This window comes from Nonomuraea maheshkhaliensis, from assembly GCF_039529435.1.
In the GTDB taxonomy this organism is placed as follows: Bacteria; Actinomycetota; Actinomycetes; order Streptosporangiales; family Streptosporangiaceae; genus Nonomuraea; species Nonomuraea maheshkhaliensis.
Genome location: NZ_BAAAMU010000155.1, coordinates 1 through 23814, shown reverse-complemented (window position 1 = coordinate 23814; position 23814 = coordinate 1). Strand labels below are relative to the sequence as shown.

General features: G+C 71.3%; 25 protein-coding genes and 1 pseudogene. 17 read left to right on the top strand and 9 right to left on the bottom strand.

The features are described from left to right. The 9 genes from ABFX54_RS49995 to ABFX54_RS49955 all read left to right on the top strand — a co-directional run. The coding region (locus ABFX54_RS49995; RefSeq protein WP_346114254.1) for an ABC transporter permease at nt 1-912 on the top strand (912 nt) is incomplete at its 5' end. Next, on the top strand, nt 909-1700 hold the full coding sequence (locus ABFX54_RS49990) for an ABC transporter permease (protein ID WP_346114253.1): 792 nt from the start codon (nt 909-911) through the stop codon (nt 1698-1700). The genes ABFX54_RS49995 and ABFX54_RS49990, both read left to right, overlap by 4 nt. Beyond that, a complete protein-coding gene (locus ABFX54_RS49985) occupies nt 1697-2845 on the top strand; it encodes an ABC transporter ATP-binding protein (protein WP_346114252.1) in 1149 nt (382 codons plus the stop codon). Before ABFX54_RS49990 ends, ABFX54_RS49985 begins: the two co-directional genes overlap by 4 nt. Next, entirely contained in the window at nt 2842-3786 is a 945-nt protein-coding gene (locus ABFX54_RS49980) for a DUF6282 family protein (RefSeq protein WP_346114251.1), read from the top strand. Before ABFX54_RS49985 ends, ABFX54_RS49980 begins: the two co-directional genes overlap by 4 nt. Then, the gene (locus ABFX54_RS49975; protein ID WP_346114250.1) at nt 3783-4580 is read left to right on the top strand and encodes an N-acyl homoserine lactonase family protein; all 798 of its coding nucleotides are present in this window, start codon (nt 3783-3785) and stop codon (nt 4578-4580) included. Before ABFX54_RS49980 ends, ABFX54_RS49975 begins: the two co-directional genes overlap by 4 nt. After that, nucleotides 4573-5388, top strand: a complete 816-nt coding sequence (locus tag ABFX54_RS49970; protein WP_346114249.1) for an SDR family NAD(P)-dependent oxidoreductase — start codon at nt 4573-4575, stop codon at nt 5386-5388. The genes ABFX54_RS49975 and ABFX54_RS49970 overlap by 8 nt, the downstream gene beginning before the upstream one ends. A gap of 54 nt (nt 5389-5442) precedes the next feature. Next, the gene (locus ABFX54_RS49965) at nt 5443-6288 is read left to right on the top strand and encodes a carboxymuconolactone decarboxylase family protein (RefSeq protein ID WP_346114248.1); all 846 of its coding nucleotides are present in this window, start codon (nt 5443-5445) and stop codon (nt 6286-6288) included. Between the two features lie 61 nt (nt 6289-6349). Then, nucleotides 6350-6502: a hypothetical protein gene (locus ABFX54_RS49960; protein ID WP_346114247.1), complete on the top strand. Its 153-nt coding sequence runs from the start codon at nt 6350-6352 to the stop codon at nt 6500-6502. Between the two features lie 2 nt (nt 6503-6504). Next, nucleotides 6505-7494 carry a LacI family DNA-binding transcriptional regulator gene (locus ABFX54_RS49955; protein WP_346114255.1) on the top strand — a complete coding sequence of 330 codons (990 nt, stop codon included), beginning with the start codon at nt 6505-6507 and terminating at the stop codon, nt 7492-7494. 39 nt (nt 7495-7533) lie between these two features. On the opposite strand, the gene ABFX54_RS49950 is transcribed toward ABFX54_RS49955, so the two are convergent. From ABFX54_RS49950 to ABFX54_RS49940, 3 genes are read right to left on the bottom strand one after another with little or no spacing between them, the layout of a single operon-like run. Beyond that, nucleotides 7534-8364 (bottom strand): carbohydrate ABC transporter permease, encoded by an 831-nt coding sequence (locus ABFX54_RS49950; RefSeq protein WP_346114246.1) that lies wholly within the window; start codon nt 8362-8364, stop codon nt 7534-7536. Further along, nucleotides 8361-9290 (bottom strand): carbohydrate ABC transporter permease, encoded by a 930-nt coding sequence (locus ABFX54_RS49945; protein ID WP_346114245.1) that lies wholly within the window; start codon nt 9288-9290, stop codon nt 8361-8363. The genes ABFX54_RS49950 and ABFX54_RS49945 overlap by 4 nt, the downstream gene beginning before the upstream one ends. Further along, nucleotides 9287-10600 carry an extracellular solute-binding protein gene (locus tag ABFX54_RS49940; RefSeq protein ID WP_346114243.1) on the bottom strand — a complete coding sequence of 438 codons (1314 nt, stop codon included), beginning with the start codon at nt 10598-10600 and terminating at the stop codon, nt 9287-9289. Before ABFX54_RS49940 ends, ABFX54_RS49945 begins: the two co-directional genes overlap by 4 nt. 143 nt (nt 10601-10743) lie before the next feature. Between ABFX54_RS49940 and ABFX54_RS49935 the strand changes: the two genes are divergently transcribed. Next, a complete protein-coding gene (locus ABFX54_RS49935) occupies nt 10744-12555 on the top strand; it encodes a glycoside hydrolase family 2 protein (RefSeq protein ID WP_346114241.1) in 1812 nt (603 codons plus the stop codon). Nucleotides 12556-12566: 11 nt separating this feature from the next. Here the strand turns inward: ABFX54_RS49935 and ABFX54_RS49930 are convergent, their stop codons facing one another. After that, on the bottom strand, nt 12567-13046 hold the full coding sequence (locus ABFX54_RS49930) for a TspO/MBR family protein (RefSeq protein WP_346114240.1): 480 nt from the start codon (nt 13044-13046) through the stop codon (nt 12567-12569). A 288-nt stretch (nt 13047-13334) separates the two neighbouring features. Here ABFX54_RS49930 and ABFX54_RS49925 point away from each other — a divergent pair, with 288 nt between their 5' ends. Further along, on the top strand, nt 13335-14693 hold the full coding sequence (locus tag ABFX54_RS49925; RefSeq protein WP_346114239.1) for a serine hydrolase domain-containing protein: 1359 nt from the start codon (nt 13335-13337) through the stop codon (nt 14691-14693). On the opposite strand, the gene ABFX54_RS49920 is transcribed toward ABFX54_RS49925, so the two are convergent. After that, on the bottom strand, nt 14686-15339 hold the full coding sequence (locus ABFX54_RS49920) for a response regulator (RefSeq protein WP_346114238.1): 654 nt from the start codon (nt 15337-15339) through the stop codon (nt 14686-14688). The genes ABFX54_RS49925 and ABFX54_RS49920 overlap by 8 nt on opposite strands. Continuing rightward, nucleotides 15327-16457: a sensor histidine kinase gene (locus tag ABFX54_RS49915; RefSeq protein WP_346114237.1), complete on the bottom strand. Its 1131-nt coding sequence runs from the start codon at nt 16455-16457 to the stop codon at nt 15327-15329. Before ABFX54_RS49915 ends, ABFX54_RS49920 begins: the two co-directional genes overlap by 13 nt. Before the next feature lie 131 nt (nt 16458-16588). Between ABFX54_RS49915 and ABFX54_RS49910 the strand changes: the two genes are divergently transcribed. From ABFX54_RS49910 to ABFX54_RS49900, 3 genes and pseudogenes are all read left to right on the top strand, one after another. Next, complete coding sequence (locus ABFX54_RS49910; protein ID WP_346114236.1) at nt 16589-17056, top strand: DUF6069 family protein; 468 nt, start codon at nt 16589-16591, stop codon at nt 17054-17056. Nucleotides 17057-17156: 100 nt separating this feature from the next. Continuing rightward, nucleotides 17157-18038: an ABC transporter ATP-binding protein gene (locus ABFX54_RS49905; protein WP_346114235.1), complete on the top strand. Its 882-nt coding sequence runs from the start codon at nt 17157-17159 to the stop codon at nt 18036-18038. Nucleotides 18039-18101: 63 nt separating this feature from the next. After that, a pseudogene (locus ABFX54_RS49900) lies at nt 18102-18647 on the top strand (ABC transporter permease); the annotation flags it as partial. Between the two features lie 222 nt (nt 18648-18869). Here the strand turns inward: ABFX54_RS49900 and ABFX54_RS49895 are convergent. Beyond that, entirely contained in the window at nt 18870-19712 is an 843-nt protein-coding gene (locus ABFX54_RS49895; protein ID WP_346114234.1) for an NAD(P)-binding domain-containing protein, read from the bottom strand. Between the two features lie 133 nt (nt 19713-19845). On the opposite strand from ABFX54_RS49895, the gene ABFX54_RS49890 reads away from it, so the two are divergent. Genes ABFX54_RS49890 through ABFX54_RS49880 form a run of 3 tightly spaced genes read left to right on the top strand, consistent with a single transcriptional unit; the run spans nt 19846 to nt 21292 of the window. Then, nucleotides 19846-20184 carry an ArsR/SmtB family transcription factor gene (locus ABFX54_RS49890; protein WP_346114232.1) on the top strand — a complete coding sequence of 113 codons (339 nt, stop codon included), beginning with the start codon at nt 19846-19848 and terminating at the stop codon, nt 20182-20184. Continuing rightward, on the top strand, nt 20181-20654 hold the full coding sequence (locus tag ABFX54_RS49885; RefSeq protein ID WP_346114231.1) for an SRPBCC domain-containing protein: 474 nt from the start codon (nt 20181-20183) through the stop codon (nt 20652-20654). Before ABFX54_RS49890 ends, ABFX54_RS49885 begins: the two co-directional genes overlap by 4 nt. Next, nucleotides 20651-21292: a dihydrofolate reductase family protein gene (locus ABFX54_RS49880; RefSeq protein ID WP_346114230.1), complete on the top strand. Its 642-nt coding sequence runs from the start codon at nt 20651-20653 to the stop codon at nt 21290-21292. Before ABFX54_RS49885 ends, ABFX54_RS49880 begins: the two co-directional genes overlap by 4 nt. Before the next feature lie 24 nt (nt 21293-21316). Here the strand turns inward: ABFX54_RS49880 and tsaA are convergent, their stop codons facing one another. Further along, nucleotides 21317-21718 (bottom strand): tRNA (N6-threonylcarbamoyladenosine(37)-N6)-methyltransferase TrmO, encoded by a 402-nt coding sequence (gene tsaA, locus ABFX54_RS49875; protein WP_346114229.1) that lies wholly within the window; start codon nt 21716-21718, stop codon nt 21317-21319. Between the two features lie 50 nt (nt 21719-21768). After that, nucleotides 21769-23694: an ABC transporter ATP-binding protein/permease gene (locus tag ABFX54_RS49870; RefSeq protein ID WP_346114228.1), complete on the bottom strand. Its 1926-nt coding sequence runs from the start codon at nt 23692-23694 to the stop codon at nt 21769-21771. Nucleotides 23695-23814 lie beyond the last annotated feature (120 nt).

Here is a 23814-nt window from a genome sequence, read left to right as displayed (position 1 = left end):
CCTCCGGCCGCGCAGCCCGCGGTCACGGCTGGGCGGGCTCCAGCCCGCCCGCGCCCGGCGGCTCGCCGCCGGGCGGCCGCCCTGTTCCTGCTCCTGCCCGCGCTGGTGGCGCTCGGCGTCTTCTTCGTGGTGCCGCTGCTCGACATCTTCCTGCGCAGCTTCACCGACCCCGAGCCGGGGCTGGGCAACTACGTGTCGCTGTTCACCGACGGCTACACGCTGCGCGTGCTGGGCCGCACGCTGCTGGTCGGGCTGATCGTCACCGTGGCCGGCGTGCTGCTGGCCTACCCGTACGCGTACATGATGACGCTGGCCTCGCCCACCACGCGGGCCGTCATGGTGACGGTCGTGCTGGTGCCGTTCTGGACCAGCATGCTCGCGCGCAACTTCGCGTGGATGGTGCTGATGCAGGACGGCGGGGTGGTGCAGGGCATGCTGTCCCTGGTCGGGCTGGGCGGCGTCAGGCTGCTCGGCACCACGACCGGAGTGGCCGTCTCGATGATCCAGGTGCTGCTGCCGTTCATGGTGCTGCCCATGTACAGCGTCATGCAGCAGATCGACCGCCGGCTGCTGCTGGCCGGGCAGAGCCTGGGCGCGAGCCGGCTGTCGGCCTTCCGCAAGGTGTACCTGCCGCTGTCGCTGCCGGGCGTCGTCTCCGGCGCCTCGCTCGTCTTCGTGCTGGCGCTCGGCTTCTACGTCACCCCGGCGCTGCTCGGCTCGCCGCAGGACGCGCTCATCGCCCAGGTGATCGCGGTGCGCACCAGGGAGCTGCTGGACTTCGGCGGCGCCGGCGCGCTGGGCATCTTCATCCTGGTCGTGACGCTGATCTCGCTGGGGGTCAGCCGGCGGCTGGCCGGCTCCGGCGCGGCCAGCGGCGCGGCCCACGTCATGGCGGGAGGTGGCGCCCGATGAACGCGCGCCCCTGGCTCAAGATCGTCTCCGTGCTCATCGGGCTGTTCCTGACGGTGCCGACGCTGGTGGTCATCCCCATGAGCTTCTCGGCGTCCAAGACGTTCAGGTTCCCGCCCGAGGGCTTCTCGCTGGAGTGGTACGAGCGGCTGTTCACCGCGCCCGAGTGGAGCACCTCCATCGTCAACTCGCTGCAGGTGGGGCTGCTGACGATGCTGCTGGCCACCACACTGGGCACCGCCGCCGCGCTGGGCCTGCAGCGGCTCGGCCCGCGGGCCCGCGGCATGGCCAACGGGCTGCTGCTGTCGCCGATCATCATCCCGCACATCCTCATCGCTCTGGTGATCTTCTCGGCGTTCCTGCGGCTCGGCCTCAGCGGCACGCTGACCGGCATCGCTCTGGCCCACACCGCGATGGCGCTGCCGTTCGTGGTGATCGCGGTGACGGCGCGGCTGCAGGGCATGGACCCGGCGCTGCAGAAGGCCGGCGGCAGCCTCGGCGCGAGCCCGTTCTCCGTCTTCTTGAAGATCACTCTTCCGCTGGCGTTGCCCGGCGTGCTGTCCGGCGCGGTCCTGGCGTTCATCTCCTCCTTCGACGAGGTGGTGATCGCGCTGTTCCTGCAGTCGCCGTCCGCGCTCACTCTTCCCGTCCAGATGTTCAACAGCGTGACCGTGCAGATCGACCCCACCATCTCGGCGGCGTCGAGCCTGATGGTGGTGCTGGTCAGCGTTCCCATCCTGCTGGCGCAGGTGATCGGCGCGCGCCGAGGAAAGGCAGGTAGGCGACGATGAGCGCAACGACGAGCGGCGGCGGCCGGATCGAGCTGACGGACCTGTGCAAGAGGTACGGCTCCGGCCCTCTCGTGGTGGATCACGTCAGCATCGACATCGCCCCCGGCGAGTTCATCACCCTGCTCGGGCCGAGCGGCTCGGGCAAGACCACCACGCTCAACATGATCGCCGGCTTCACCGACATCACCTCGGGCTCCATCAAGCTGGGCGGCCGCGACATCGCGCCGCTGCCCCCGCACCGGCGCGAGTTCGGCATGGTGTTCCAGAACTACGCGCTCTTCCCGCACATGACGGTCGCCCAGAACGTCGCCTTCCCCCTGCGCGAGCGCAAGGTGGCCAAGGACGAGACGGCCAGGCGGGTGGAGGAGACGCTGCGGCTGGTGGACCTGGAGGGCATGGGCGGCCGGCGCCCCGACGAGTTGTCGGGCGGCCAGCAGCAGCGCGTCGCCCTGGCCAGGGCCGTCGTCTTCTCCCCCAGCGTGCTGCTGCTCGACGAGCCGCTCAGCGCCCTGGACCGCAAGCTGCGCCAGAGCCTGCAGCAGGAGATCAAGCGCCTGCACCAGGAGCTGAAGCTGACGTTCGTGTTCGTCACGCACGACCAGGACGAGGCCATGTCGCTGTCGGACCGCATCGCGGTCTTCAACGCCGGCCGGGTGGAACGCATCGGCACCCCGGCCGACCTCTACCGCAACCCCGGCACCCGGTTCGTGGCCCGCTTCCTCGGCGAGTCCAACCTCTTCCCCGGCCGGCTGCGGCCGGGCGGCGTGTACGAGTGGTCGGGCCACAAGTGGGCCGTGCCCGACGCCGACGGCCTGCCCGCCGGGCGCGACCTCATCGTCCGCCCCGAGCGCTTGAGCCTGGCCGCCACCGCCGCCGACGTGCCGGACGGCGCCAACAGCATCCCGGCGACCGTGACCACGCTGTCCTTCCAGGGCACGCACCAGCGCGCCGAACTCGACTACGGCGACGGCACCACGGGCAGCGCCGTGCTGCCGCCCGACGCCACCAACGGCATCAGGCCAGGCGGCCGCGTGACCGCCCACTGGGACCCCGCCCACCAGGTGCTGGTCACCCCGCCGGACGAGGCGGCTCCCGAGCCCGCCGCCGAGACCCCCGAACCCCGCACTGTCAAGGAGACCGCATGACCCACGCCCCCTCGGAACTGCGCGACCCCGAGCTCGACGGCGACCGCGCCACCCCCGACGCCGAGGCCGACGCGCTGCTCGTCGGCGCCGTCGACCTGCACCAGCACCCCGGGCCGAGCCCGTTCCCCCGGCGCATGAGCCTGCTGGACGCCGCCAGGGACGCGTCCGACGCCGGGTTCGAGGTGATCGTGGCCAAGTCCCACCACCACAGCATGGTCACCGACATCCTGGCGCTCGGCCCGGCCGGCCTGGACGACCTGCCGGTGGAGGTGCGCGGCGGCATCGCGCTCAACCAGAGCGTCGGCGGCCTGAACCCGTACGCGGTCGAGCTGGCCCTGCGCATGGGCGGGCGGATCGTCTGGTTCCCCACCCTGTCCTCGGCGGCGCACATCGACCACCACCGCGACCACGACACCGGCTTCCCCACCCCGGTCGTGGAGCTGCGCCCCAACGAGGTGCTCAGCATCCTCGGCGAGGACGGCGAGGTGCTGCCCGAGGTGCACGACATCCTGTCGATCATCGCGGCCGAGCAGGCCATCCTCACCTGCGGCCACCTGGGCGTGGAGGAGACCACCAAGCTGATCGCGGCCGCGCGCGGCGCCGGCGTCGAGCGCATCCTGGTCAACCACCCCTGCTTCGTCGTCGGCGCCTCCGTCGATCAGGCCGCCGAGTGGTCCAGGCAGGGCGCCCACATCGAGCACTGCCTGGTCATGTACTTCGGCCGGCCCGAGCGCCGCCGCGAGCTCGACGAGCTGCTCGCCTTCATCAAGGCCGTCGGCCCCGAGCGGACCGTGCTGTCGTCGGACTCGGGCCAGCGCAACAACCCGCTGCCCGTCACCCTGTTCCGCCGGGGCGCGCGCGGCCTGCTGGACGCCGGCCTGCCCGAGGCCGACATCCGCCGCATGCTCGGCGCCAACGCCTCCGGGCTGGTGAACCGATGAGCGGCCCCGCGACGTACGAGGTGCTGGCGATCCGCTACGCCACCCGCTCGACCTCCCGCGCTCAGACGTTCCTCAACCACCACCTGTACGGCGAGCCCGACTCCCCCATCGACATGGACTTCTACCTGTGGGTGGCGCGCAACGAGCAGCGCACGGTGATCGTCGACACCGGCTACAGCGCCGCGTCCAAGGGCCACCGCGCGCCGCGCAAGGACCTGTCGGCCCCGGTCGAGGCCCTGGCCGCGCTGGGCGTGCTGCCGGAGGACTCCCCTCAGGTGGTCGTCACCCACGCCCACTACGACCACATCGGCAACCTGCACGCCTTCCCCGCCTCCGAGGTCGTCCTGGCCAGGGCGGAGTTCGAGTTCTGGACCGGCCCGTACGCGAGCCGCCGCCAGTTCTCCTACACCACCGAGCCGCAGGAGCTGGAGCACCTGCGGCAGGTGCGCGAGCAGGGCCGCGCCACCCTGATCGACGGCGCCACCCAGATCGCGCCCGGCATCGAGGTGATCCCCGTCGGCGGCCACACGCCGGGACAGGTCGTCGTCCAGGTCGCGACCGAGTCCGGCCAGGCCGTGCTCGCCTCCGACGCCGTGCACTTCTACGAGGAGGTGGAGCTGGACCGCCCGTTCACCTACCTCACCGACCTCACCGGCACCTACCGCGCCTACGACCTGCTGCGCGAGATGACCCAGGCGCCCGGCAGCGCCCTGGTGGCCGGGCACGACGCCGGCGTGATGACCCGTTTCCCCCTGCTGCCGGGCGCCGGTGAACAGGTGGTGCGCGTTGGCTGAGCACACTCTCCACGATGGGCCGCGGGTCGCGGTGGTGACCGGCGGCAGCAACGCGATCGGCGCCGCCAGCGACCGGCGGCTGTCGGGCGACGGCGGGCACGTCGTCGTCGTGGACGCCGACGGCGCCTGCGCCGACGCTGTCGCCGCCTCCCTTCCCGGCCCGGCCCTCGCGGTGCACGCCGACGTCTCCACCGAGAAGGGCGTGGACGCCTACGTCGAGGCGGCGCTGACCCGCTTCGGCCGGATCGACCTGCACCACCTCAACGCCGGCGTGCTCGGCACCCTGGCGCCGCTGCCGGACGTGGCCGCGGCCGACTTCGACTACGTGATCGCGGTCAACCTGCGCGGGGTCTTCCTCGGGCTGCGGGCCGCCTTCCGCCGCTACCGCGAGCAGAACGGCGGCGGCGCCGTGGTCGTGACCGCCTCGATCTCCTCGCTGCGCGGGGCCGACGACCAGGTGCCGTACCAGACCTCCAAGCACGGCGTGCTGGGGCTGGTGCGCGGCGCCGCCATGTACGGCGGGCCGCGCGGCGTGCGCGTGAACGCGGTCGCCCCCGGCCTCATCCCGACCGGCCTGTTCGCCTCTTCCGACGACGCCTCGCGCGCCAAGACGATGGAGCGGCGCGGCGGCACCGTCCCCATGCGGCGGGTCGGCACGCCCGAGGAGATCGCCGGGGTGGTCGCCTTCCTGCTCGGCGACGACGCCGCGTACGTCACGGGAGAGGTCGTCTCCGCCGACGGCGGAGCGTTCATGGTCAACACGGTGACCCGCGGCGGCGGCGCGGGCGCCTGGACTCCGGACAGCTGACGCCGGACAACTGACGCCGGCCGGTCGGCCGGCGACGCGAGGAGAACACACGACATGACGCTCACCACCCGCCAGCAGGAGATCAAGGACGAGTTCGTCCGGGTGCGCGGCACCTGGGGCGAGGCGTGGGAGAGCATGCTGCGGCTCGACCCCGGATTCCTGGAGTCCTACCTGCGCCTGTCGGCGGTGCCCTGGAACAGGGACCGCCTGCCGCCCAAGGTCAAGGAGTTCGTCTACATCGCGATGGACGCCGCGGCCACCCACCTCTACACTCCCGGCATCCGCCAGCACGTCCGCGCCGCCCTCGGCTACGGCGCGAGCGCCGAGGAGATCATGGAGGTGCTGCAGCTGACCGCCACCCTCGGCATCCACGCCTGCAACATCGGCGTGCCGCTGCTGCTGGAGGTGCTGGAAGAGGAGGGGCTGCGCGACGGCCCCGAACCGCTCGACGAGCGCCGCGAGGAGCTGAAGGCCGGCTTCACCCGCCGGCGCGGCTACTGGCACAGCTTCTGGGACGGGCTGCTGGAGCTGGACCCGGACCTGTTCGAGGCCTACCTCGACTTCTCCGGCGTGCCCTGGACGACCGGCGTGCTGGAGCCGAAGGTCAAGGAGCTCATCTACATCGCCTTCGACGCCTCCGCCACGCACCTGTACGAGCCGGGGCTGAAGCTGCACATGCGCAACGCGATCGGCCTCGGCGCCACCGCCGAGGAGATCATGGAGGTGCTGGCCATCGTCAGCGTCATCGGCATCCACACGGTGACCGAGGGCGCGCCCATCCTGGACGAGGAGCTGCGCCGCGCCGGCGGCCCGAGCGGGGACGTACTGAACGCGGACGCACTGATCGGGGACGGGCCGAACGGCGAGAGTGGCGGCCTGATGGGCGGCGGCGGCCGGTAGCGGGGGGCGCGGCCCGGTTAATCGGAGGCGGGCTCCGGCACCCCGCCAGTACCATGAAGTGGTGATCTTCGACCTGGCCGCCGGACCCGGCGGCGTCGGCGACGACGGTGCGGCGGGGCGACCCGCGCCGGCCGGCGCCTCCCGCCGCGCCGGGAGAGCCGCGCCGGGAAGCGTGCCCGCGGACGCGCCGGGGGGCGTGCCGTCATGGCCGTGAGCATGCACGACGTCGCCCGCGCGGCCGGAGTGTCCGTACGCACCGTGTCCAACGTCGTCAACAATTTCGCCTATGTCCGCCCCGAGACGCGCCGGCGGGTGCTGGAGGCCATGGAGGAGCTCGGTTACGTGCCCAACGCGGCCGCCCGCAGCCTGCGGCGCTCCCGTACGGGACTCATCGCGCTCGTCGTCCCCGACTTCCGGGCGCGCATCTTCGCCGACCTCGCCGGTCCGGTCGTGCGCGAGGCCGAGGCGCTCGGCCACCGGGTGCTGATCGAGGTGACCGACTCCGACCGCGAGCGCGAGCTGCAGGTCCTGATGGGCGGCCGCAACCAGCTCACCGACGGCGCGATCATGATGGCGCTGTCCCTGCGGCCGGAGGACGGGCGGCGGCGCCGCCCCGGCTATCCGCTCGTGCTCATGGGCGACCACGTGCTGGAGGGCGACATCCACCACGTCGCCATCCCCAACCGGGAGGCGTCCCTGGCCGTGGTCCGCCATCTGGTGAGCACGGGTCGGCGACGGCTGATGCTGCTCGGCCACGGCCCCCACGGCAGCGAGACGGCGAGCATGCGCCTGCGCGGCTTCCTGGACGGCCTGGCCGAGGCGGGGCTGCCCGCCGACGAGGCCCTGATGGTCGCGGCCGACTGGTCCCGCGCGCGCGGCCGGCAGGCGATCGAGGAGCACATCGACTCCGGGCGCCCGCTGCCCGACGCCATCTTCGCGATGAACGACTCCCTGGCCTTCGGCGCGCTGAGGGCGTTGCGCGAGCACGGCGTCCTCGTGCCGCAGGAGGTCGCGCTGGTGGGGTTCGACGACGTGGAGGAGGCCCGCTACTCCACGCCGTCGCTGACGTCCGTCTCCCCCGACCTGGAGGCGATGGCCGCCCACGCGGTCGCCATGCTGCACGAGCAGATCATCGGCAAGCCGAGCGGGCGCGAACCGCACATCACGGTCGACTTCCACCTGCGGGTGCGCGAGTCGAGCCAGTGAGGCCCGCCGGGCCGGGCGGGCCCTGGCCCGGCGGCGCCGCTACTGGCCGCCGAGGCCGGTCGTGGCGATGCCCTTGATGATCTGACGCTGGAAGAACAGGAACACCACGATCAGCGGCAGCGCGGCCAGCACCGACTTGGCCATGTTCTCGGCGAAGACGACGCCGAAGCCGGTGGAGACCGTCTCCAGCCCGACCGGCAGCGTCATCAGGTCGGGATCGTTGGTCACGATGAACGGCCACAGGAAGTTGTTCCACGCGCCCACGAACGTGAAGATCGCCACCGCCGCGATGATCGGCCGCGACAGCGGCAGCACGATCCGCAGGAAGATGCGCAGCGACCCCGCCCCGTCCACCCGCGCGGCCTCCTCCAGCTCGCGCGGGATGCTGTCGAAGAACCGCTTGAGGATGAACACCATCACCGGCGCGACCACCTGCGGCAGGATGATCCCCCAGTAGGTGTCGACCATGTTGAAGGCGAGCATCTCGTCGAACAGCGGCACGATGAAGATCGTCCCGGGGACCATGATCGAGGCGACGGTCAGGCCCAGGAGCACCTTGCGGCCGGTGAAGTCCAGCCGCGAGAACGCGTACCCCGCCAGCGTGGAGATCACCAGCGTGATGATCGTGACCGCGGCGGCCACGAGGACGCTGTTGACCATCCAGGTGGGGATGCTGCCCAGCCGGAACAGGTTCCCGTAGATGTCCCAGGTGTAGCCGGTCTTGGGCAGGATCGTCACGGGGCTCGCGCCGGCGTCCGCCTCGGTCTTGAACGAGGTGTTCACCGCCCACAGGAACGGCGCCAGCATCAGCAGGCTGAACAGGGCCAGTACCGCGAGGGCCACGGCACGCCCGGCGAAGCTGGTTCTCATGACTGGTCGGACCTCCGGGCGAACCGCAGCTGCAGCAGCGACAGAATCAGGATGATGGCGAAGAAGACGTACGAGATCGCCGAGGCGTAGCCGAGCCGATAGCCGGTGAAGCCGGTGTCGTAGACGTACATCAGGATCGAGCGGGTGGAGTCGTCGGGGCCGCCGGCCGTCATCTGGTAGATCTGGTCGAACACCTTCAGCGAGGCCAGCACCTGCAGCACGAGGATGAGCATGGTGATGTTGCGCAGCAGCGGCAGCGTGACGGAGAACAGCTGCCGCCACTTGCCCGCCCCGTCGATCGAGGCGGCCTCGTAGACCGTGGCGGGGATGTTCTGCAGCGCGGCCAGATAGAGCAGGAAGTTGAAGCCGAGCGTCCACCAGGTGGTGGCCACCGCGATGGCCGCCATGGCGAAGTCGGGGTCCTGCAGCCAGGACTGCCCCTCGATGCCGAACACGCCGAGCACCGCGTTGATCAGGCCGAGCTCGGGGTTGTAGATCCACTCCCAGAAGAGGCTGACCACGGTCGAGGCCAGCAGGTACGGCAGGAAGAACGCCATCCGCCACACCCACTGCCCCGGCAGCCCCATGTTGACCAGCAGCGCCGCCGCCAGGGCCAGCACGACCAGCGGGATCGTGGTCATCACGGTGAACAGCACGGTGTTGCCGAACGTGGTCCACACCATCGGGTCGGTGAGGGCCTCGGCGTAGTTGGCGAACCCGACCACCCGCGGCGAGGCGCCGGCGGCGAGGTCGCGGTCGGTGAAGCTCATCCACAGGCCGTACACCAGGGGCCACAGCAGGAAGAGCGTGAAGGCGGCGAAGAACGGCAGCACGTACAGCAGCCCGCCCCGGCTCCTGGTCGTCTTCGAGCCGGTCGCGGCCGTCTTGCCCACGGCGCCCGGTTTGCTGAGGGTGGCCGACGTCATCGCTGCACCGCCTTGGACATGAGGACGTTGACTCTCTCGGCGAAGGCGGCGACGGCGTCCTTGACCGACGTCTGGCCGATCAGCACGTTCTGCACGATGCTGCCGAACTGGGTCATGAAGCTGGAGGCGGCCCCGGTGAAGGAGGACGGCGGGTCGTAGTGCAGGTAGGTCGCGGTGACCGCGTAGTCCCGGTTCGGCCGCAGCGCCTTGAACTCCGGGCTGTTGACCACGGGCTGGTAGGCGGGGGTGTGCCCGGCGCCGCCCCAGGGCAGCGAGTTCTTCAGGATGGCGGCCACCGCCTGGTAGGCCAGCTCGCGCCGGTGCTCGTCCGGGTTGTCCTGGTGCGGCAGCACGAAGGTGTGCGAGTCGCCCCAGTTGGCGTTGACGCCGGTGCCGAACATGTTCGGGATCGGCATGGCGCCCAGCGGCACCTTGGCGTCCTGGTACTGCGGCAGCTCCCAGACGCCGGAGAAGACCAGGCCGGAGTCGCCGTTGAGGAAGGCAGAACTGGCGGTGGCGTAGTCGGCGCTCTTGGAGGCCACCTCGCCGTCGACCAGGCTGCGCATCGCCTCGACCGCCGCGCCGAACGCCTCGGCGTCGTAGCCGAACGTCTCGCCCGTCAGGTCGAAGGTGGCGCCGTGCTGGGTGTAGAAGGTCCAGAACAGCCGCCACACCTGGGCGCCGTCGCCGAGGAAGCCGTAGGACAGCCCGTACGGCTTGCCGGTGACCTTCTTGAACTCCCGGCCGAGGTTCTTCATGTCCTCCAGGGTCTTGATCTCCGGCAGCCTGTCGCCGGATTCGAGCACCCCGGCCTTGCCGGCCAGCTCGGTGTTGAAGAACGCCACGAACGTGTGCGAGTCCAGGGCCAGGGCGAAGGTCTTGCCGTCGACCATGGAACTCTTCCAGGCCGGGGCGGTGAACGACTGCTCCGTGATGCCGTAGCGGGCCAGCCGGTTCAGGTCCCAGGGGTCCAGCAGGCCGCCGGGAGCGTATCCGGCCAGGCGCGACATGTGCGCGATGCCCAGGTCGGGCGCCCGGCCGCCGGCGGCGGACATGGCGAGCTTGGTGTAGTAGGGGGCGCCCCAGGACAGGACGATCTGCTTGATATGCGCGTCCGGCAGCTCGGCGTCGGCTTTGTTCACGATCGCGTTCATGCGCTCGCCGTCACCGCCGGTGAGCAGATGCCAGAACGTGATCTCCTGCGAACTTCGGCTCGCGGGCCCCGTGCCGCAACCGGCCAGCAGCGCCGACAGGCCTGCGGCTTGCAGCACCCTACGGCGGGAGAGCCGGATATTGGGCGACTTGCTCATTTGTGGTCCTTGCAGAGGATCCGGCGGCCCGCACAGCGGTGGGTAGCCGGATGTTGGCTCCGGTTGGAGGGAGTGTGGCACACTCTGCTACGTAGCAAAAGGACTTGACTTCTCCCGAAACTTGCGAATTGTTAGGTTGTCTGATGAGCACCGTTCCCCTTGACGTGCCACGCCCGGAATATCCCCGCCCGCAGATGGTCCGCCCCGACTGGCTCACCCTCAACGGCCCCTGGCAGTTCGAGATCGACGCCTCGGACTCCGGCCTGGAGCGCGGCCTGCGCGAACGCGAACTCGCCGGCACCATCACCGTGCCCTTCGCGCCGGAGTCCGAACTGTCCGGGCTCGGGCACACCGACTTCATGGAGGCGGTGTGGTACCGCCGTACCGTGACCATCCCGGCCGCGTGGACGGGCCGCAGGACACTGCTGCACTTCGGCGCCGTGGACCACGACGCGACCGTCTGGGTGAACGGCGTCGAGGTGGCCCGCCACCGCGGCGGCTTCTCCCCCTTCACCGCCGACCTGTCGGCCGCGGCCCGGCCTGGCGAGCAGGCCACGATCGTGGTCCGCGCCCGCGACTCCCGGCACGGCCCCCAGGCGCGCGGCAAGCAGTCGGCCAGATACCACAACTACGAGTGCCTCTACACCCGCACCACCGGCATCTGGCAGACGGTCTGGCTGGAGCCGGTCCCCGACGTGCACCTGCGCCGCCCGCGCATCACCCCTGACGTCGCCACCTCCTCCTTCACCGTCGTCACCCCGCTGTCCGGCAACCGCCCCGGCGACACGGTCCGCGTCACCGTCTCCGACGGCGCCGGAACCGCCGCCACCGCCACCACCCGCGCCGACGTCGACCTCGCCCCCTCACTGCGCGTCGAACTGCCGGCCGACCGGGTACGCCTGTGGGAGCCGGGCGACGGCTTCCTCTACGACGTCACGATCGAACTGCTCGACGCCTCCGGCGCCGTCACCGACACCGTGGACAGCTACGCCGGGCTGCGCTCGATCGCCATCGACGGCAAGCGCGTGCTCATCAACGGCCGCCCCGTCTTCCAGCGGCTCGTCTTGGACCAGGGCTACTACCCCGACGGCCTCATGACCGCCCCCACCGACGCCGCGCTGCTGCGTGACATCGAACTGTCGGTGCAAGCCGGCTTCAACGGCGCCCGCCTGCACCAGAAGGTGTTCGAAGAGCGCTTCCTCTACCACGCCGACCGGCTCGGCTACCTGGTGTGGGGCGAGTTCGGCGACTGGGGCGCCCACGACGGCCGCGAGCAGCGGCCCTCCGCCTCCTTCATCACCCAGTGGCTGGAGGTCCTCGAACGCGACGTCTCCCACCCGTCGATCATCGGCTGGTGCCCGCTCAACGAGACCCGCCAGCCCATCCACGACCGCCTCACCCAGCTCGACGACGTCACCCGCGGCATGTTCCTGGCCACCAAGCTCACCGACCCCACCCGCCCTGTCATCGACGCCTCCGGCTACAGCCACCGCGTCCCCGAGACCGATATCTACGACTCCCACAACTACGAGCAGGAACCCGCCGAGTTCGCCGGCCAGCTCAGCGGCCTGGCCAAGGACGAACCGTACGTCAACGACGAATCCGGGCAGGACATCTCCGTCCCCTACCGCGGCCAGCCGTACTTCGTCAGCGAGTACGGCGGCATCTGGTGGAACCCCGCGCTCGCCGGCACCACCCAGGACGCCGCCCGCGTCACCTCCTGGGGCTACGGCCAGCGCGTGCGCAGCGAGGAGGAGTTCCACGCCCGCTTCGCCGGCCTGACCGACGCGCTGCTGGACGATCCGGGCATGTTCGGCTACTGCTACACGCAGCTGACCGACGTGTTCCAGGAGGAGAACGGCATCTACCGCTTCGACCGGACGACCAAGCTCGACGTCGAACGGGTCCGCGCCGTCCAGCTCCGCCAGGCCGCCTCGGAACGCACCTCCGGCTGACCCCGGCCGGGTCAGTGGCTGGGGTTGCGGCGGGCGATGGAGGCGTTGAGCGCGGTGGCGAAGGCGGTCCAGGCCGCGTACGGCAGCAGCAGCGCCCCCGCCGCCCGGTCGGCCCGCCCGGCCCGGCGCACCAGGGCCAGGTTGGAGGCGTTGAGCAGCACGATCTCCGCCAGGGCCAGGCGCGGCGAGCGGGCCTGGAAGAACAGCGCGGGCCAGGCCGCGTTCAGCGCCAGGTTCACCGCCAGCGCCCGGCCGAGCGCGCCCCGGCCCTCCTCGTCCGCGCGTGACAGCGCCCTGGCGCCGCCGTAGGCGATCAGCCCGTACAGGGGCGTCCACACCAGCGGGAAGGCGCGGGCGGGCGGCTGCCAGGAGGGTTTGCCGAGCCGCCGGTACCAGGCGGAACCCGACGTGGTGGCCAGGCTGCCGGCGACGGCGGTGGCCGCGGTGGCCAGGGCGGTGGCGAGCAGGGTGGTGGCACGTGTCCTTTTCATGGCCGATGCCCCTACCCGCGCGCCCGCGCCCCAGACGGCCGCGGCACCGCTGGTCGCGGCGTTCCGGCCGGGACCGCTGGTCGCCGCCGCTCCCGGCCGGGAGCGGCGTTCCGGCCGGGAGCGGAGGCCCGTCGATCCAGCCAGGAGCAGCGGTCCGTCGACGAACGGTCGCGTCATGCGTACGAGCCGGTGACATTCGCCCTGAAACATCACAGCCATGACCAACAGCGCGCGCGATCAACGCGTCCCTCTCCGAACACCCGCCTCCCGCCTCGCCCGGGGAGCGCGATGACGGGGCACGACGGGGACCACGCAGGCGGCATGGACGCCGATTCCGTGCGAAAGGTCGGGCGACGGCGGCTGCTCGGATGGAGCGGGCTGGCCGCCGGTGCGGTCGCGGCCGGCGGGCCGCTGGCGGGCGCCGTGCTCGGCAGCACCCCCGCCACCGCGGCCGAGGCGTCAGTGGGCGAGGCGTCAGCGATCGGGGCGTCAGCGGCCGGGACGTCCTGGCGGGACCGGCTCCCGCCGGACACCCTGCCCGGCGGCGCCTACGACCGGTTCGTGGCGGAGCTGGCCGCCCAGGACAAATTCTCCGGCGTCGTGCTGCTGTCGTACCGGGGTCGGACGGTGCTGTCGCGCGCCCACGGCATGGCCGACGAGGAGAAGGGGATCCGCAATCACGAGAACGTCGCGTTCAACCTCTCCTCGGCGGGCATGCCGTTCCTGCCCGTGGCCGTCCTGCAACTGGTGCAGCGGGGCCAGGTGAAACTCTCGGACCTGGTGGGCGCCCACGTGAACGGCCTGGCCGCCGACCTCGCCGCGCAGGTGAGCATCCACCACCTGCTCACCGGCACGTCCGGGATCGACGCGCCGGCACCGGACGTGCACCGCGTCTTCACCAGCCGGGAAGAGGTGCGCGAGTACCACCGGCAGTGGGCCAGGCAGGCGACGCTGAGGGCGGCCCCCGGCTCGAACGACGCCGCCAACGGCCACACCGCCGGCGGCGGCGCCGCCTTCGCCATCACCGCGCAGATCGTGGAGGCCGTCACCGGCACGACGTACTGGGACTACATGCACGAGCACGTCTTCGCGCGCGCCGGCATGCGCGGCTCGGGGTACTACACCAGGACGCAGTGGCTCGCCGACGAACGCATCGCCCACCCCTACATGCGCCAGCCGGACGGCGGCCGGGTGGACGGCGTCCGCAACCTGGACAAGGACAGCATGAGCCGGCAAGGGCCGGGCGAGAACCCGGGCCGCGCCTTCGTCGGCAACGTCTTCGCCACCGCGCCGGACCTGGCCAGGTTCGCGCACGCGCTGAGCGGCGGCACAGTGCTGGAGCGGCCCTACGCCGACCTCTACACCGGCGCCAAGCGCCCCCATCCCGGCGACCGGCTCGGCAGCCCGTCCTTCGCCTCGTACGCCGGCCCGATCCGCATCAGCGGCGGCCAGTGGGAGTTCAACCGCGGCGGCGGCAGCGGCGGCATCTCCGCGAGCTGGACGGTCTACCTCGGCTCCGGCTGGACCGGCGTCGTCCTCAGCAACTACGACGAACTGCCTGACTTCCCGGAGATCCTCCAACGACAGGACGAGGCCATCACCGGCCGCTCGTCCGACCCGGGTGAGGGAGGAGGCGGGGTCAGGTGAGGCCGGCGTCGTGGGCCAGGAGGGCGATCTGGGTGCGGTTGTCCAGGGCGAGCTTGGTCAGGATGCTGGACACGTGGGCCTTGACCGTCGTGACGCCCATGGTGAGGTCGGCGGCGATGTCGGCGTTCGTCCTGCCCTGGGCGATGGCCAGGGCCACCTCGTGCTCGCGCGGCGTGAGGGCGGCCAGGGCGGCGCGGGCGCGCTCGTAGGCGCCCGCCTGGGCGACGGTGCGTTCCATCAGCCGCCGGGTGATGCGCGGCGACAGGATCGGATCCCCCGCGGCGACCCGGGTGACCGCCTCCACGATCTGCGCCGGCGAGGTGTCCTTGAGCAGGAACCCGGCGGCGCCGGCACGGAGCGCGTGCAGCACGTTCTCGTCGGTGTCGAACGTGGTCAGCACGATCACCTCGGGCGGCCGGGCACGGGCGCGCAGCCGGCGGGTCGCGGTGATGCCGTCCACACGTGGCATCCGCAGGTCCATCAGGACGACGTCGGGCGCGTGGGCGTCGGTGGCGGTGATGGCCTCCTGCCCGTCGGCCGCCTCGGCGACCACGCTGATGCCGCCGGAGCCGTCGAGCATCATGGACAGCCCGGCACGGACCAGGGCGTCGTCGTCGACCAGAAGCACGCGGATCACCCGGGCCATGGTAGCCGGGCCCGCAGCAGGAACTCACCCCCGGTCTCCTGGTGGTCGAGCTGCCCGCCGGCCAGGCGGACCCGTTCGGTGAGCCCGACCAGGCCGAGCCCGCTGCCGGGCACGAGCGGGGCGGCGTCCGCCGTCGGCGCCGGGTTGCGCACGTGCGCCCGCAGGGTGTCGCCGGGCGCGGCGACCAGGGTCACCTCGACCGGCTCGCCGGGGGCGTGTTTGCGGGCGTTCGTCAGCCCCTCCTGGACGACCCGGTAGGCGGTCATCGACACGGCCGGCGGCAGGGCGGCGGTGTCGCCGGCCCGCTCGTCCACTCGTACCGGCTGGCCCGCCTGGCGGGCGTCGGCGATCAGCTCGGGCAGGTCGGCCAGGCCCGGCCGGGGCGCGAGCTCGTCGGACTCGTCATCCTCCTCACGGAGCAGGCCGATCACCTGGCGCAGCTCCTCCAGAGCCTGGTGCACGCCCGCGCGGACCACGCCCGCGGCGGCGGCGATCCGGTCGGGCGAGGAGTCGGGACGGTATTCCAGCGCCCCCGCGTGGGTGGCCACCAGGGACAACCGGTGGGCCAGCACGTCATGCATGTCACTGGCCAGCCGCCGCCGTTCGGCCATGCGCGCCTCGGCCACCCGCCTGCCCTGCTCGGCCTCGGCCCGGCTGGCGCGCTCGCGCAAAGAGATGAGCAGGGCGCGGCGGGAACGGGCCCACGAGCCCCAGCCGAGCAGCGCGCCGTAGGAGGCGCAGATGAGCAGCAGCCACCACGACAGCGAGATGCCGGAGTTGGGCCGCCACCACCCCTGCACCACATGAGCAGCCATGCCCGCGGCGGTCACCGCGGCCGCGACGGGAAACCGCCTGCGCAGCGACACCTGCAGCGCCCCCATGGTCGCCGCGGGGGTGGCCACCGGGGACAGCGTGGCCAGCACCGTGGCGACCAGCGCGCCGTGGACCGGCCACCACAGCTGGGCGAGCGCGGCGGCCAGGCTCACCACCGCGAGCGCCACGTCCAGCCCCCAGGTGGATCCGCCCGCCTGCCCCCACAGCGCCAGGGCGGTCAGCGCGCCCATGGCGAGGATCACGCCTGCCACGGCGAAGGGATGCGGGCGTCGGCTCTGGCTCATCGGCCCAGGCTAACCGCCGGTACGGCGGGCCCATCACCTACCAAAGTCGGAGGCGTACCCCACCCGGGAAGGACACGGCGCGACCGTGCGCCCGATGTGCCGGGGTGGGCCGGCGGGCGAGGCTTGGCGGCATGAACACCACCCCGAACTCCCAGCCGACCGCCGCCCAGTCCCCCACCCAGTCCCCCGCTCAAACCCCCGCTCAAACCCCCGCCCAGTCCCCCGCTCTGTCCCGCGTGAAGCGCCTGCTCACCGTGATCGGCGCGGCCGTGGCCGCTCTCGCCGTCTGGGCCCTGGCGGTCCCGGTGGCCGGAACCGACCTGAGCGCGCGGATGGGCGCCGGCCCGCAGCCGATCGGGCCGGCGTTGGTCGCGCTCGCGAGCCTGGCGGCCGGGCTGGCCGGCTGGGCGCTGCTCGCCGTGCTCGAACGCTTCACCGCCAAGGCCCGCCGGATCTGGACGATCACCGCCCTGGCCGTGCTCGCCCTGTCCCTGACCGGCCCCCTCGGCAGCGCCACCGGCACCGCCGCGACGCTGGTGCTGCTCCTGATGCACCTGGTCGTCGGCGCCGTCGTCGTCCTGGGACTGACCCGGCGCTGAACGCCACCCGCACGCGCGCCCAGGACCTCTGGAACTGGGCCCGATGCTGAACGCCCCCGCACGCGCCCTTCACCCACGCCACCCCCACAGGAGCGCTGACATGACAGTCCTCGCCCGAGCGATCGACGTCACCCGCCGCTACGGCGACGTGCTCGCGCTCGGCCACGTCTTACTCGACATCCGGGCGGGCGAACTGGTCGGCCTGCTCGGCCCCAACGGCGCCGGCAAGTCCACCCTGATCAACCTGTTCGCCGGGCTGCGCCGGCCCACGTCCGGCACGGTCGAGCTGTTCGGCGGCTCGCCGCTGGACCCGGTCATGCGGCGCGGCATCGGCGTCACGCCCCAGGAGACCGGGCTGCCCGAGTCGCTGCGCGTCGGCGAGATCACCCGCTTCGTCTCCGCCCACTTCCCCGACCCGGTCGGGACGACGGAGCTGCTGGCCGGGTTCGGCCTGGAAGATCTGGCCAGGCGGCAGGTCGGCGGGCTGTCCGGCGGGCAGCGGCGGCGGCTGGCCGTGGCGCTGGCGTTCGCCGGCCGGCCGAAGCTGGTGTTCCTCGACGAGCCGACCACCGGCCTGGACGTCGAAGCCAGGCGGGCGCTGTGGGACGGCATCAGGTCCTTCCACGCGGAAGGCGGCACCGTCCTGCTCACCAGCCACTACCTGGAGGAGATCGAGGCCCTGGCCGAGCGGGTCGTGGTCGTCGGCTCCGGCCGCCTCCTGGCCGACGACACCGTGACGGCCGTACGCGGCCTGGTCGGCACCCGCCGCGTCTCCCTCGTCGCCGCCCACCTGCCGGAGCTGCCCGGCGTGCTCGCCGCGGAACGCTCGGGCGACCGGTTCGAGCTGGTCGTCAACGATCCCGACCGGCTGGTCGTGGAGCTGGTACGCAGCGGGACGCCGTTCTCCGGCCTGGAGATCAGGCCCGCCACCCTGGAAGAGGCCTTCCTCGCCCTCACCTCGAAGACGCCCGCGCATGCCTGACCCGGGCCCCGGCACCACCCCGGAGAAGAACGCGCCCCAGCCCCCGCCCCGAAGGAGACCTCGATGTCCAGCCTGGTCCTCGCCCACACCCGCTACCTGCTGATCGAGCAGATCAGGGTGCCGATCGCCATCCTGGCCAGCGCGTTCTTCCCGGCCATCTCGATGCTGGCGTTCGTGGTGCCGTTCGCGGGCCGGGACCCGGTGGCCGCCACGACGGCGACGGGCTCGCTGATGTTCTTCGGCGCCATGTCGGCCGCGCTCGTCGGGCTCGGCAACTCGGTCTCGCAGGAACGCGAGCTGCCCTGGAACCCGTACCTGCGCACCCTGCCCGCCGGCCCGCTCCCGCGGTCCGCCGGGCGGATCCTGTCCACGCTCGCCGTGATGCTCCTGTCGACGATTCCCGTGCTGGTGGTGGCGGCGCTGTTCACGGAGGCCGCGATCACCCCGGGCCGGCTGCTGCTGGGGCTCGGCGCGCTGATCGCCGGCGTCGTGCCGTTCATGCTGATGGGGCTGTTCGTCGGCTTCCGGCTCGCCTCCAAGGCGGCCATGGCGGTGTCGCAGCTGCTGTTCTTCCCGATGGCCATCCTCGGCGGGCTGCTGCTCCCGCCCCAGGTGCTGCCGCGGTTCGTCCAGGACGTGTCCTCGTACGTGCCGACCAGGGGCGCGGCCGAACTGATCTGGTGGGCCGTCGCCGACGCCCGGCCGAGCGCGATCTCGCTGGTCATGCTGGCCGTCTGGACCGTCGCCATGGCGGCGGGCCCCGCCCCGGCCCCCCCCCGCCTGGCCCTACCGCCGCGACGAGGGCCGCCGCTTCTCCTGACCGTCCGCCGCCTACCCGTCCGCCGCCTGACCCTGCCTGTCCTCGGGCCCGTCCCCGAGCTGGGGCGCGGGCCGGGCGAGGTCGGCGAGGAGGTCGTCGAGCACGCGATCGAGAGCCGCGCTGTTGGCCGGGGAGAACCAGGTGGTGCGCACGCGTTCGTTGCTCCCGTTCGGCGTCTCGTGGTCGGCGGCGAGCTGCTGCAGCGACCGGCTCTCATCACCCAGCGCACGCCCGACGCCCTGGAACAGGCCGCGCACATAACGGGAGGCCACCTCGGCAGGAACGCCGTGACCGACGGCCCACGACGTGAGCGCGGCCAGATATCCGAAATGGGTGGTCAGCGTCCCCGTCAGGGCGGAGAACACGTTGAACGCCGCCTCGTCCCCGACCGGCAGCGTCCCGCCCAGGCGCGCGAAGAGGGCCTCCACCGCAGGATGGGCCGGGCACGTCACCGTCACGGAGTCGCGCTCACGGACGGCGGGCAACGGAATGGCCCGCACCAGCGGAGCACCGGTGCCCAGGATCCCGCGCAGCTCGTCGTCCCCGACCCCGGCCATCAGGTTCACCACGACCGTGCCGTCGTCCACGCGCAGTCCCGCCAGCGCCTCATGCCGGTCACGAGGACGCACCGCGATGATCACCAACTCGGACCGGTCCACCACCTCCTGGTTGCCGGCACACACCCGCACGTTGTCATAACGCCCGGACAACTCGGCGGCCGTACGGGCGCCACGGGGCGACAGGAACACCTCGAGCGGCTCACCGGCCCCCTCGCACAGGCCGGTCACGATGGCCCGGCCGATCTCCCCGACCCCGATGACGCCCACACGCCGCACGTTCACTGTCTCGCTCACGCCGCCCACCCTACGCAAACGCCCGCACCCGCCATCAGGCAGCACCGCAGCTCACCGGCTCAGCCCCGCACCGCACCAGCGGCCAAAACTTAGCCCTTGCGCTAACCATCGCCCATCCGCAACACTTAGCCGCATGGCACACCATTCGGCGCAGCTGGACGGCGTCTTCGTCGCCCTCGCCGACCCCACCCGCCGCGCCGTCGTCCGCCGCCTCGGCCACGGCCCCACCAGCGTCGGCGACCTCGCCCGCGAATTCCCCATGACCCTCCCCTCGTTCATGAAGCACGTACGAACCCTCGAAGCCAACGGACTCATCCACACCACCAAATCCGGCCGCGTCCGCACCTGCGTGCTCAACCGCGAACGCCTCACCCTCCTCGGCGACTGGCTCGAAGAACAACGCCGCCTCTGGGAGGACCACACCGACCGCCTCGAACGATTCGTCACCGACCCACAGGAGCACACCCCGTGAACCCCGACCTCGACCTCACCCTGGAGCGCATCATCCGCGCCCCCCGCACCACCGTCTGGAACGCCTGGACCGACCCCGCCCGCCTGGAACGCTGGTGGATCCCCGCCCCACTGGCCTGCCGGGTCGACCGCCTGGACCCCCGACCGGGAGGCGCGTTCGTGACCCGCATGAGCGAAGGCGGCGCCGACTTCGCCCCCCACCTCGACGCCTGCTTCCTCGCCGTCGACGAACTCGAACGCATCGTCTTCACCAACGCCATCACCAGCGACTGGCGCCCCGCCCACCCGGCCCCCGTCGCCATGACCGCCACCATCACCCTCGCCGACCACCCCGACGGCACCGACTACCGCGTCCTCATCCGCCACGGCGACCCCGAATCACGCGCCCACCACGACAAACTCGGCTTCGCCGACGGCTGGGGCACCGTCACCGCCCAACTGGCCGCACTCACCGAGACCACCACACGATGAAGATCGCCCTGCTCCACTTCGTCACCCTCGACGGCGTCAGCCAAGGCCCCGGCTCCCCCGACGAGGACACCACCGACGCCTTCACCCGCGGCGGCTGGCTCGTCCCCCACATCGACCCCACCTTCGTCCAGCGCACCTCACAATGGCTCGACCTCGCCGACGCCCTGCTGCTCGGACGACGCACCTACGAAGCCTTCGCCCGCGACTGGCCGAAGATCACCGACCCGGCCGACCCCTACGCCACACGCATGAACACCCTCCCCAAATATGTCGCCTCCACCACCCTCACCGAAGGCGCCTGGCACCCTGCCACCGTGCTCAACGGCGACCCGGCCCAGACCATCCCCCCACTGAAAGCACGACCAGGACGCGAACTGCAGATCCACGGCAGCGCCCGCCTGGCCGACACCCTCCTCGCGGCCGGCCTCGTCGACACCATCCGCCTCGTCGTCGCCCCCACGATCCTGCGCACCGGCCGCCGCCTGCTCGCCCGGCCCGGCGCCACCTCCGGCCTGCGCCTGACCCGGCACGAGGCGACACCCAACGGCCTGCTGCTCCTGGAATACGCGACCACCGGCCAGGCGACACAGGGCACCTACGAAGGCGTCACCGCCTTCATCGACCAGAAACCCTCATAACCCCCGACCAGCCGGCGCCCCGGCTCAACGCGCCCCGTCCAACACCGGCTTCACATCCACGACCGGCGTACCGTCCACCGCCTCCAGATCGGCCACCCGCACCCGCAACCCCTCGACCGCCAGCACCCGCACCCGATGCAACCCGACCGGATTCGGCCGATCGGCCGAACGCGTGCTGAACACCCCCGTCAACGGATTACGCACGTCATCACGCGGATGCACCGCGAGCACGGACCGATCGGCGAGATGCAGCCACGTCAGCACGAACACCTCATCGCCCGCCGCCAGATCACCGATCCCCTCGGCCACCGCCGCATCGAACCGCAACCAGGCATCCGGCGCACCCTCCACCCCCTGCTTCGGCGCACCCCCCGGATCCGTCAACGACGACTCCACAACCGCGACAGGACGAATCTCGAACGTCATGCACCACCCGTACCCGACAACGGCCCGACACGCCAGGGCCCCAAGGCCCGTCACACCGGAGCAGGCTCCTGCGCACCGTCCCCCAACGCTCCGAAACGCCACTCACCCCGGCCGAGCAACTGCAACTCATGCGTGTGATGCCGCTCCACCGTCGAACGATGACTCACACTCACCACGATCGTGTCCGGCAACTCCGCCCGCACCAACCGATACAGCTCGAACTCCAACCCCTCGTCCAACGCCGACGTCGACTCATCCATGAACACCACCTTCGGCCGCGTCAACAGAATCCGCGCGAACGCGATCCGCTGCTGCTCCCCCGGCGACAACACCTTCGCCCAGTCCTGCACCTCATCCAGCCGATCCACCAGATGCGGCAGCGACACCCGCTCCAGCACACCACGCAGCACCTCGTCACCGAACGCACCCCCACCACCCGGATACGAGACCACCGCACGCAGATCGCCCAGCGGCACATATGGCAACTGCGACAGGAACATCGTCTCCTCCGGCCCGCACGGCCGCGTCAACGTACCGCTCGTGAACGGCCACAACTCCGCCAGACTCCGCAACAACGTCGTCTTCCCACTCCCCGACGGCCCCGTCACCACCAACGTGTCCCCCACCTCCAACCGCAGATCCAACGGCTTGATCAACTGCCGCCCATCAGGCGTGCGCACCTCCACATCCTTCAACGCCACCGCCCCATCCGCACACGGCAACGTCGTCACCACCGGCAACGCCCGCGCCTCCTCATTCGCCACCACCAACCCGTGCAACCGAATGATCGCCGCACGATACCCCGCGAACGCGTCATAAGCATTACGGAAGAACGACAACCCATTCTGAATCGCATTGAACGCCGACGCCGACTGCGTCAGATCACCCAGCCGCAACTCCCCCGCGAACAACCGCGGCGCCTGCAACAAATACGGCAACGGCACGATGCTCTGACTGATCGCGTAATTCCAGCCGTTGAACCCGATCGTCCGGTTCAAGTACCGCTTGTAATTCCACACCACGGGCGCGAACAACCGCCGCAACCCCGACCGCTCCGCCACCTCACCCCGATAGAACGCCACCGCCTCCGCCGCATCCCGCAACCGCACCAGCGCATACCGGAACGCCGCGTTGGTCTTCTCGTTACGGAACGCCAGCCAGATGATCGGCCGCCCGATCCAGAACGCCACCACCGTCGCGATCACCACATAGACCAGACCGATCCAGAACATCGCCCGCGGAATGTCCATACCGAAGATCGACAACGTCCCCGACAGACTCCACAGAATCGCCGTGAACGACACCATCGAGGTCACCGCCGAAATCCCCCCGAACAACAGCGTGTTGCCCGTCCCCCCATTGCTCGGCAGGTTGGGCAACGGCCCGAAGCCGGCGGTCATCACATCGATGTCGGACTGGATCCGCTGATCCGGATTGTCGATCGTGTCGTCGATGAACCGCGACCGGTAATACGCCCGGCCCTTCAGCCAGTCCCCCGTCAGCCTGTTGGTCAGCCACACCCGCCACGCCAGCACGAACCGCTGCAACAAGAACAGATCCAGCAACAACCGGGCGATGTGTATCGCCGCCAGCACACAGAAGACCGCCAGCGAGGTCCAGAACCCGCGCTCACCGGACGCCCGCACCGCCGGCTCGTTCACGGCCATGCCCTGCACCGCCACCTGAAGGCTGGACAACATGTCATTGCCCTGATAGCTGAACAGCACGTCCAGCCGGACACCGGCGATCACCGACAGCAGCAGGGCCGACAACCAGAGCCAGGCCCTGACACTCCCGCGACCGGTGAAGTAGTCGCCGGTGATGCGCCAGAACTGCCTGCCCCACTCCGTGAAGAACCCGACCAGCGCCAGGACCCCCAAGGTGCACACCGCCGCGATCGCCCACGCCGTGGCGATCCACACCAGCGATGCCCAGACCTCGGAACTCCAGTCCAGCGTCGGGGTGAACAACTCCATTGGGGAAACGTATATGCACGGAGAGTGACGAGCACGCCGGACTGCTCAACTCACCTCAGGTGTCGCCCAGCCCCGGCATCACTCAGCGCACGGAGCCCCCGCCGGCCGCGTGCGCTGAGT

Bases quoted from the DNA above. Each gene is read 5' to 3' on its own strand.
- ABFX54_RS49870 (WP_346114228.1), bottom strand. From the start codon at position 23,694: ATGGAGTTGTTCACCCCGACGCTGGACTGGAGTTCCGAGGTCTGGGCA.
- ABFX54_RS49950 (WP_346114246.1), bottom strand. From the start codon at position 8,364: ATGAGAACCAGCTTCGCCGGGCGTGCCGTGGCCCTCGCGGTACTGGCC.
- ABFX54_RS49930 (WP_346114240.1), bottom strand. From the start codon at position 13,046: ATGAAAAGGACACGTGCCACCACCCTGCTCGCCACCGCCCTGGCCACC.
- tsaA (WP_346114229.1), bottom strand. From the start codon at position 21,718: ATGACGTTCGAGATTCGTCCTGTCGCGGTTGTGGAGTCGTCGTTGACG.
- ABFX54_RS49935 (WP_346114241.1), top strand. From the start codon at position 10,744: ATGAGCACCGTTCCCCTTGACGTGCCACGCCCGGAATATCCCCGCCCG.
- ABFX54_RS49925 (WP_346114239.1), top strand. From the start codon at position 13,335: ATGACGGGGCACGACGGGGACCACGCAGGCGGCATGGACGCCGATTCC.
- ABFX54_RS49940 (WP_346114243.1), bottom strand. From the start codon at position 10,600: ATGAGCAAGTCGCCCAATATCCGGCTCTCCCGCCGTAGGGTGCTGCAA.
- ABFX54_RS49990 (WP_346114253.1), top strand. From the start codon at position 909: ATGAACGCGCGCCCCTGGCTCAAGATCGTCTCCGTGCTCATCGGGCTG.
- ABFX54_RS49915 (WP_346114237.1), bottom strand. From the start codon at position 16,457: ATGAGCCAGAGCCGACGCCCGCATCCCTTCGCCGTGGCAGGCGTGATC.
- ABFX54_RS49945 (WP_346114245.1), bottom strand. From the start codon at position 9,290: ATGACGTCGGCCACCCTCAGCAAACCGGGCGCCGTGGGCAAGACGGCC.
- ABFX54_RS49880 (WP_346114230.1), top strand. From the start codon at position 20,651: ATGAAGATCGCCCTGCTCCACTTCGTCACCCTCGACGGCGTCAGCCAA.
- ABFX54_RS49975 (WP_346114250.1), top strand. From the start codon at position 3,783: ATGAGCGGCCCCGCGACGTACGAGGTGCTGGCGATCCGCTACGCCACC.
- ABFX54_RS49985 (WP_346114252.1), top strand. From the start codon at position 1,697: ATGAGCGCAACGACGAGCGGCGGCGGCCGGATCGAGCTGACGGACCTG.
- ABFX54_RS49905 (WP_346114235.1), top strand. From the start codon at position 17,157: ATGACAGTCCTCGCCCGAGCGATCGACGTCACCCGCCGCTACGGCGAC.
- ABFX54_RS49980 (WP_346114251.1), top strand. From the start codon at position 2,842: ATGACCCACGCCCCCTCGGAACTGCGCGACCCCGAGCTCGACGGCGAC.
- ABFX54_RS49965 (WP_346114248.1), top strand. From the start codon at position 5,443: ATGACGCTCACCACCCGCCAGCAGGAGATCAAGGACGAGTTCGTCCGG.
- ABFX54_RS49955 (WP_346114255.1), top strand. From the start codon at position 6,505: ATGCACGACGTCGCCCGCGCGGCCGGAGTGTCCGTACGCACCGTGTCC.
- ABFX54_RS49910 (WP_346114236.1), top strand. From the start codon at position 16,589: ATGAACACCACCCCGAACTCCCAGCCGACCGCCGCCCAGTCCCCCACC.
- ABFX54_RS49920 (WP_346114238.1), bottom strand. From the start codon at position 15,339: ATGGCCCGGGTGATCCGCGTGCTTCTGGTCGACGACGACGCCCTGGTC.
- ABFX54_RS49890 (WP_346114232.1), top strand. From the start codon at position 19,846: ATGGCACACCATTCGGCGCAGCTGGACGGCGTCTTCGTCGCCCTCGCC.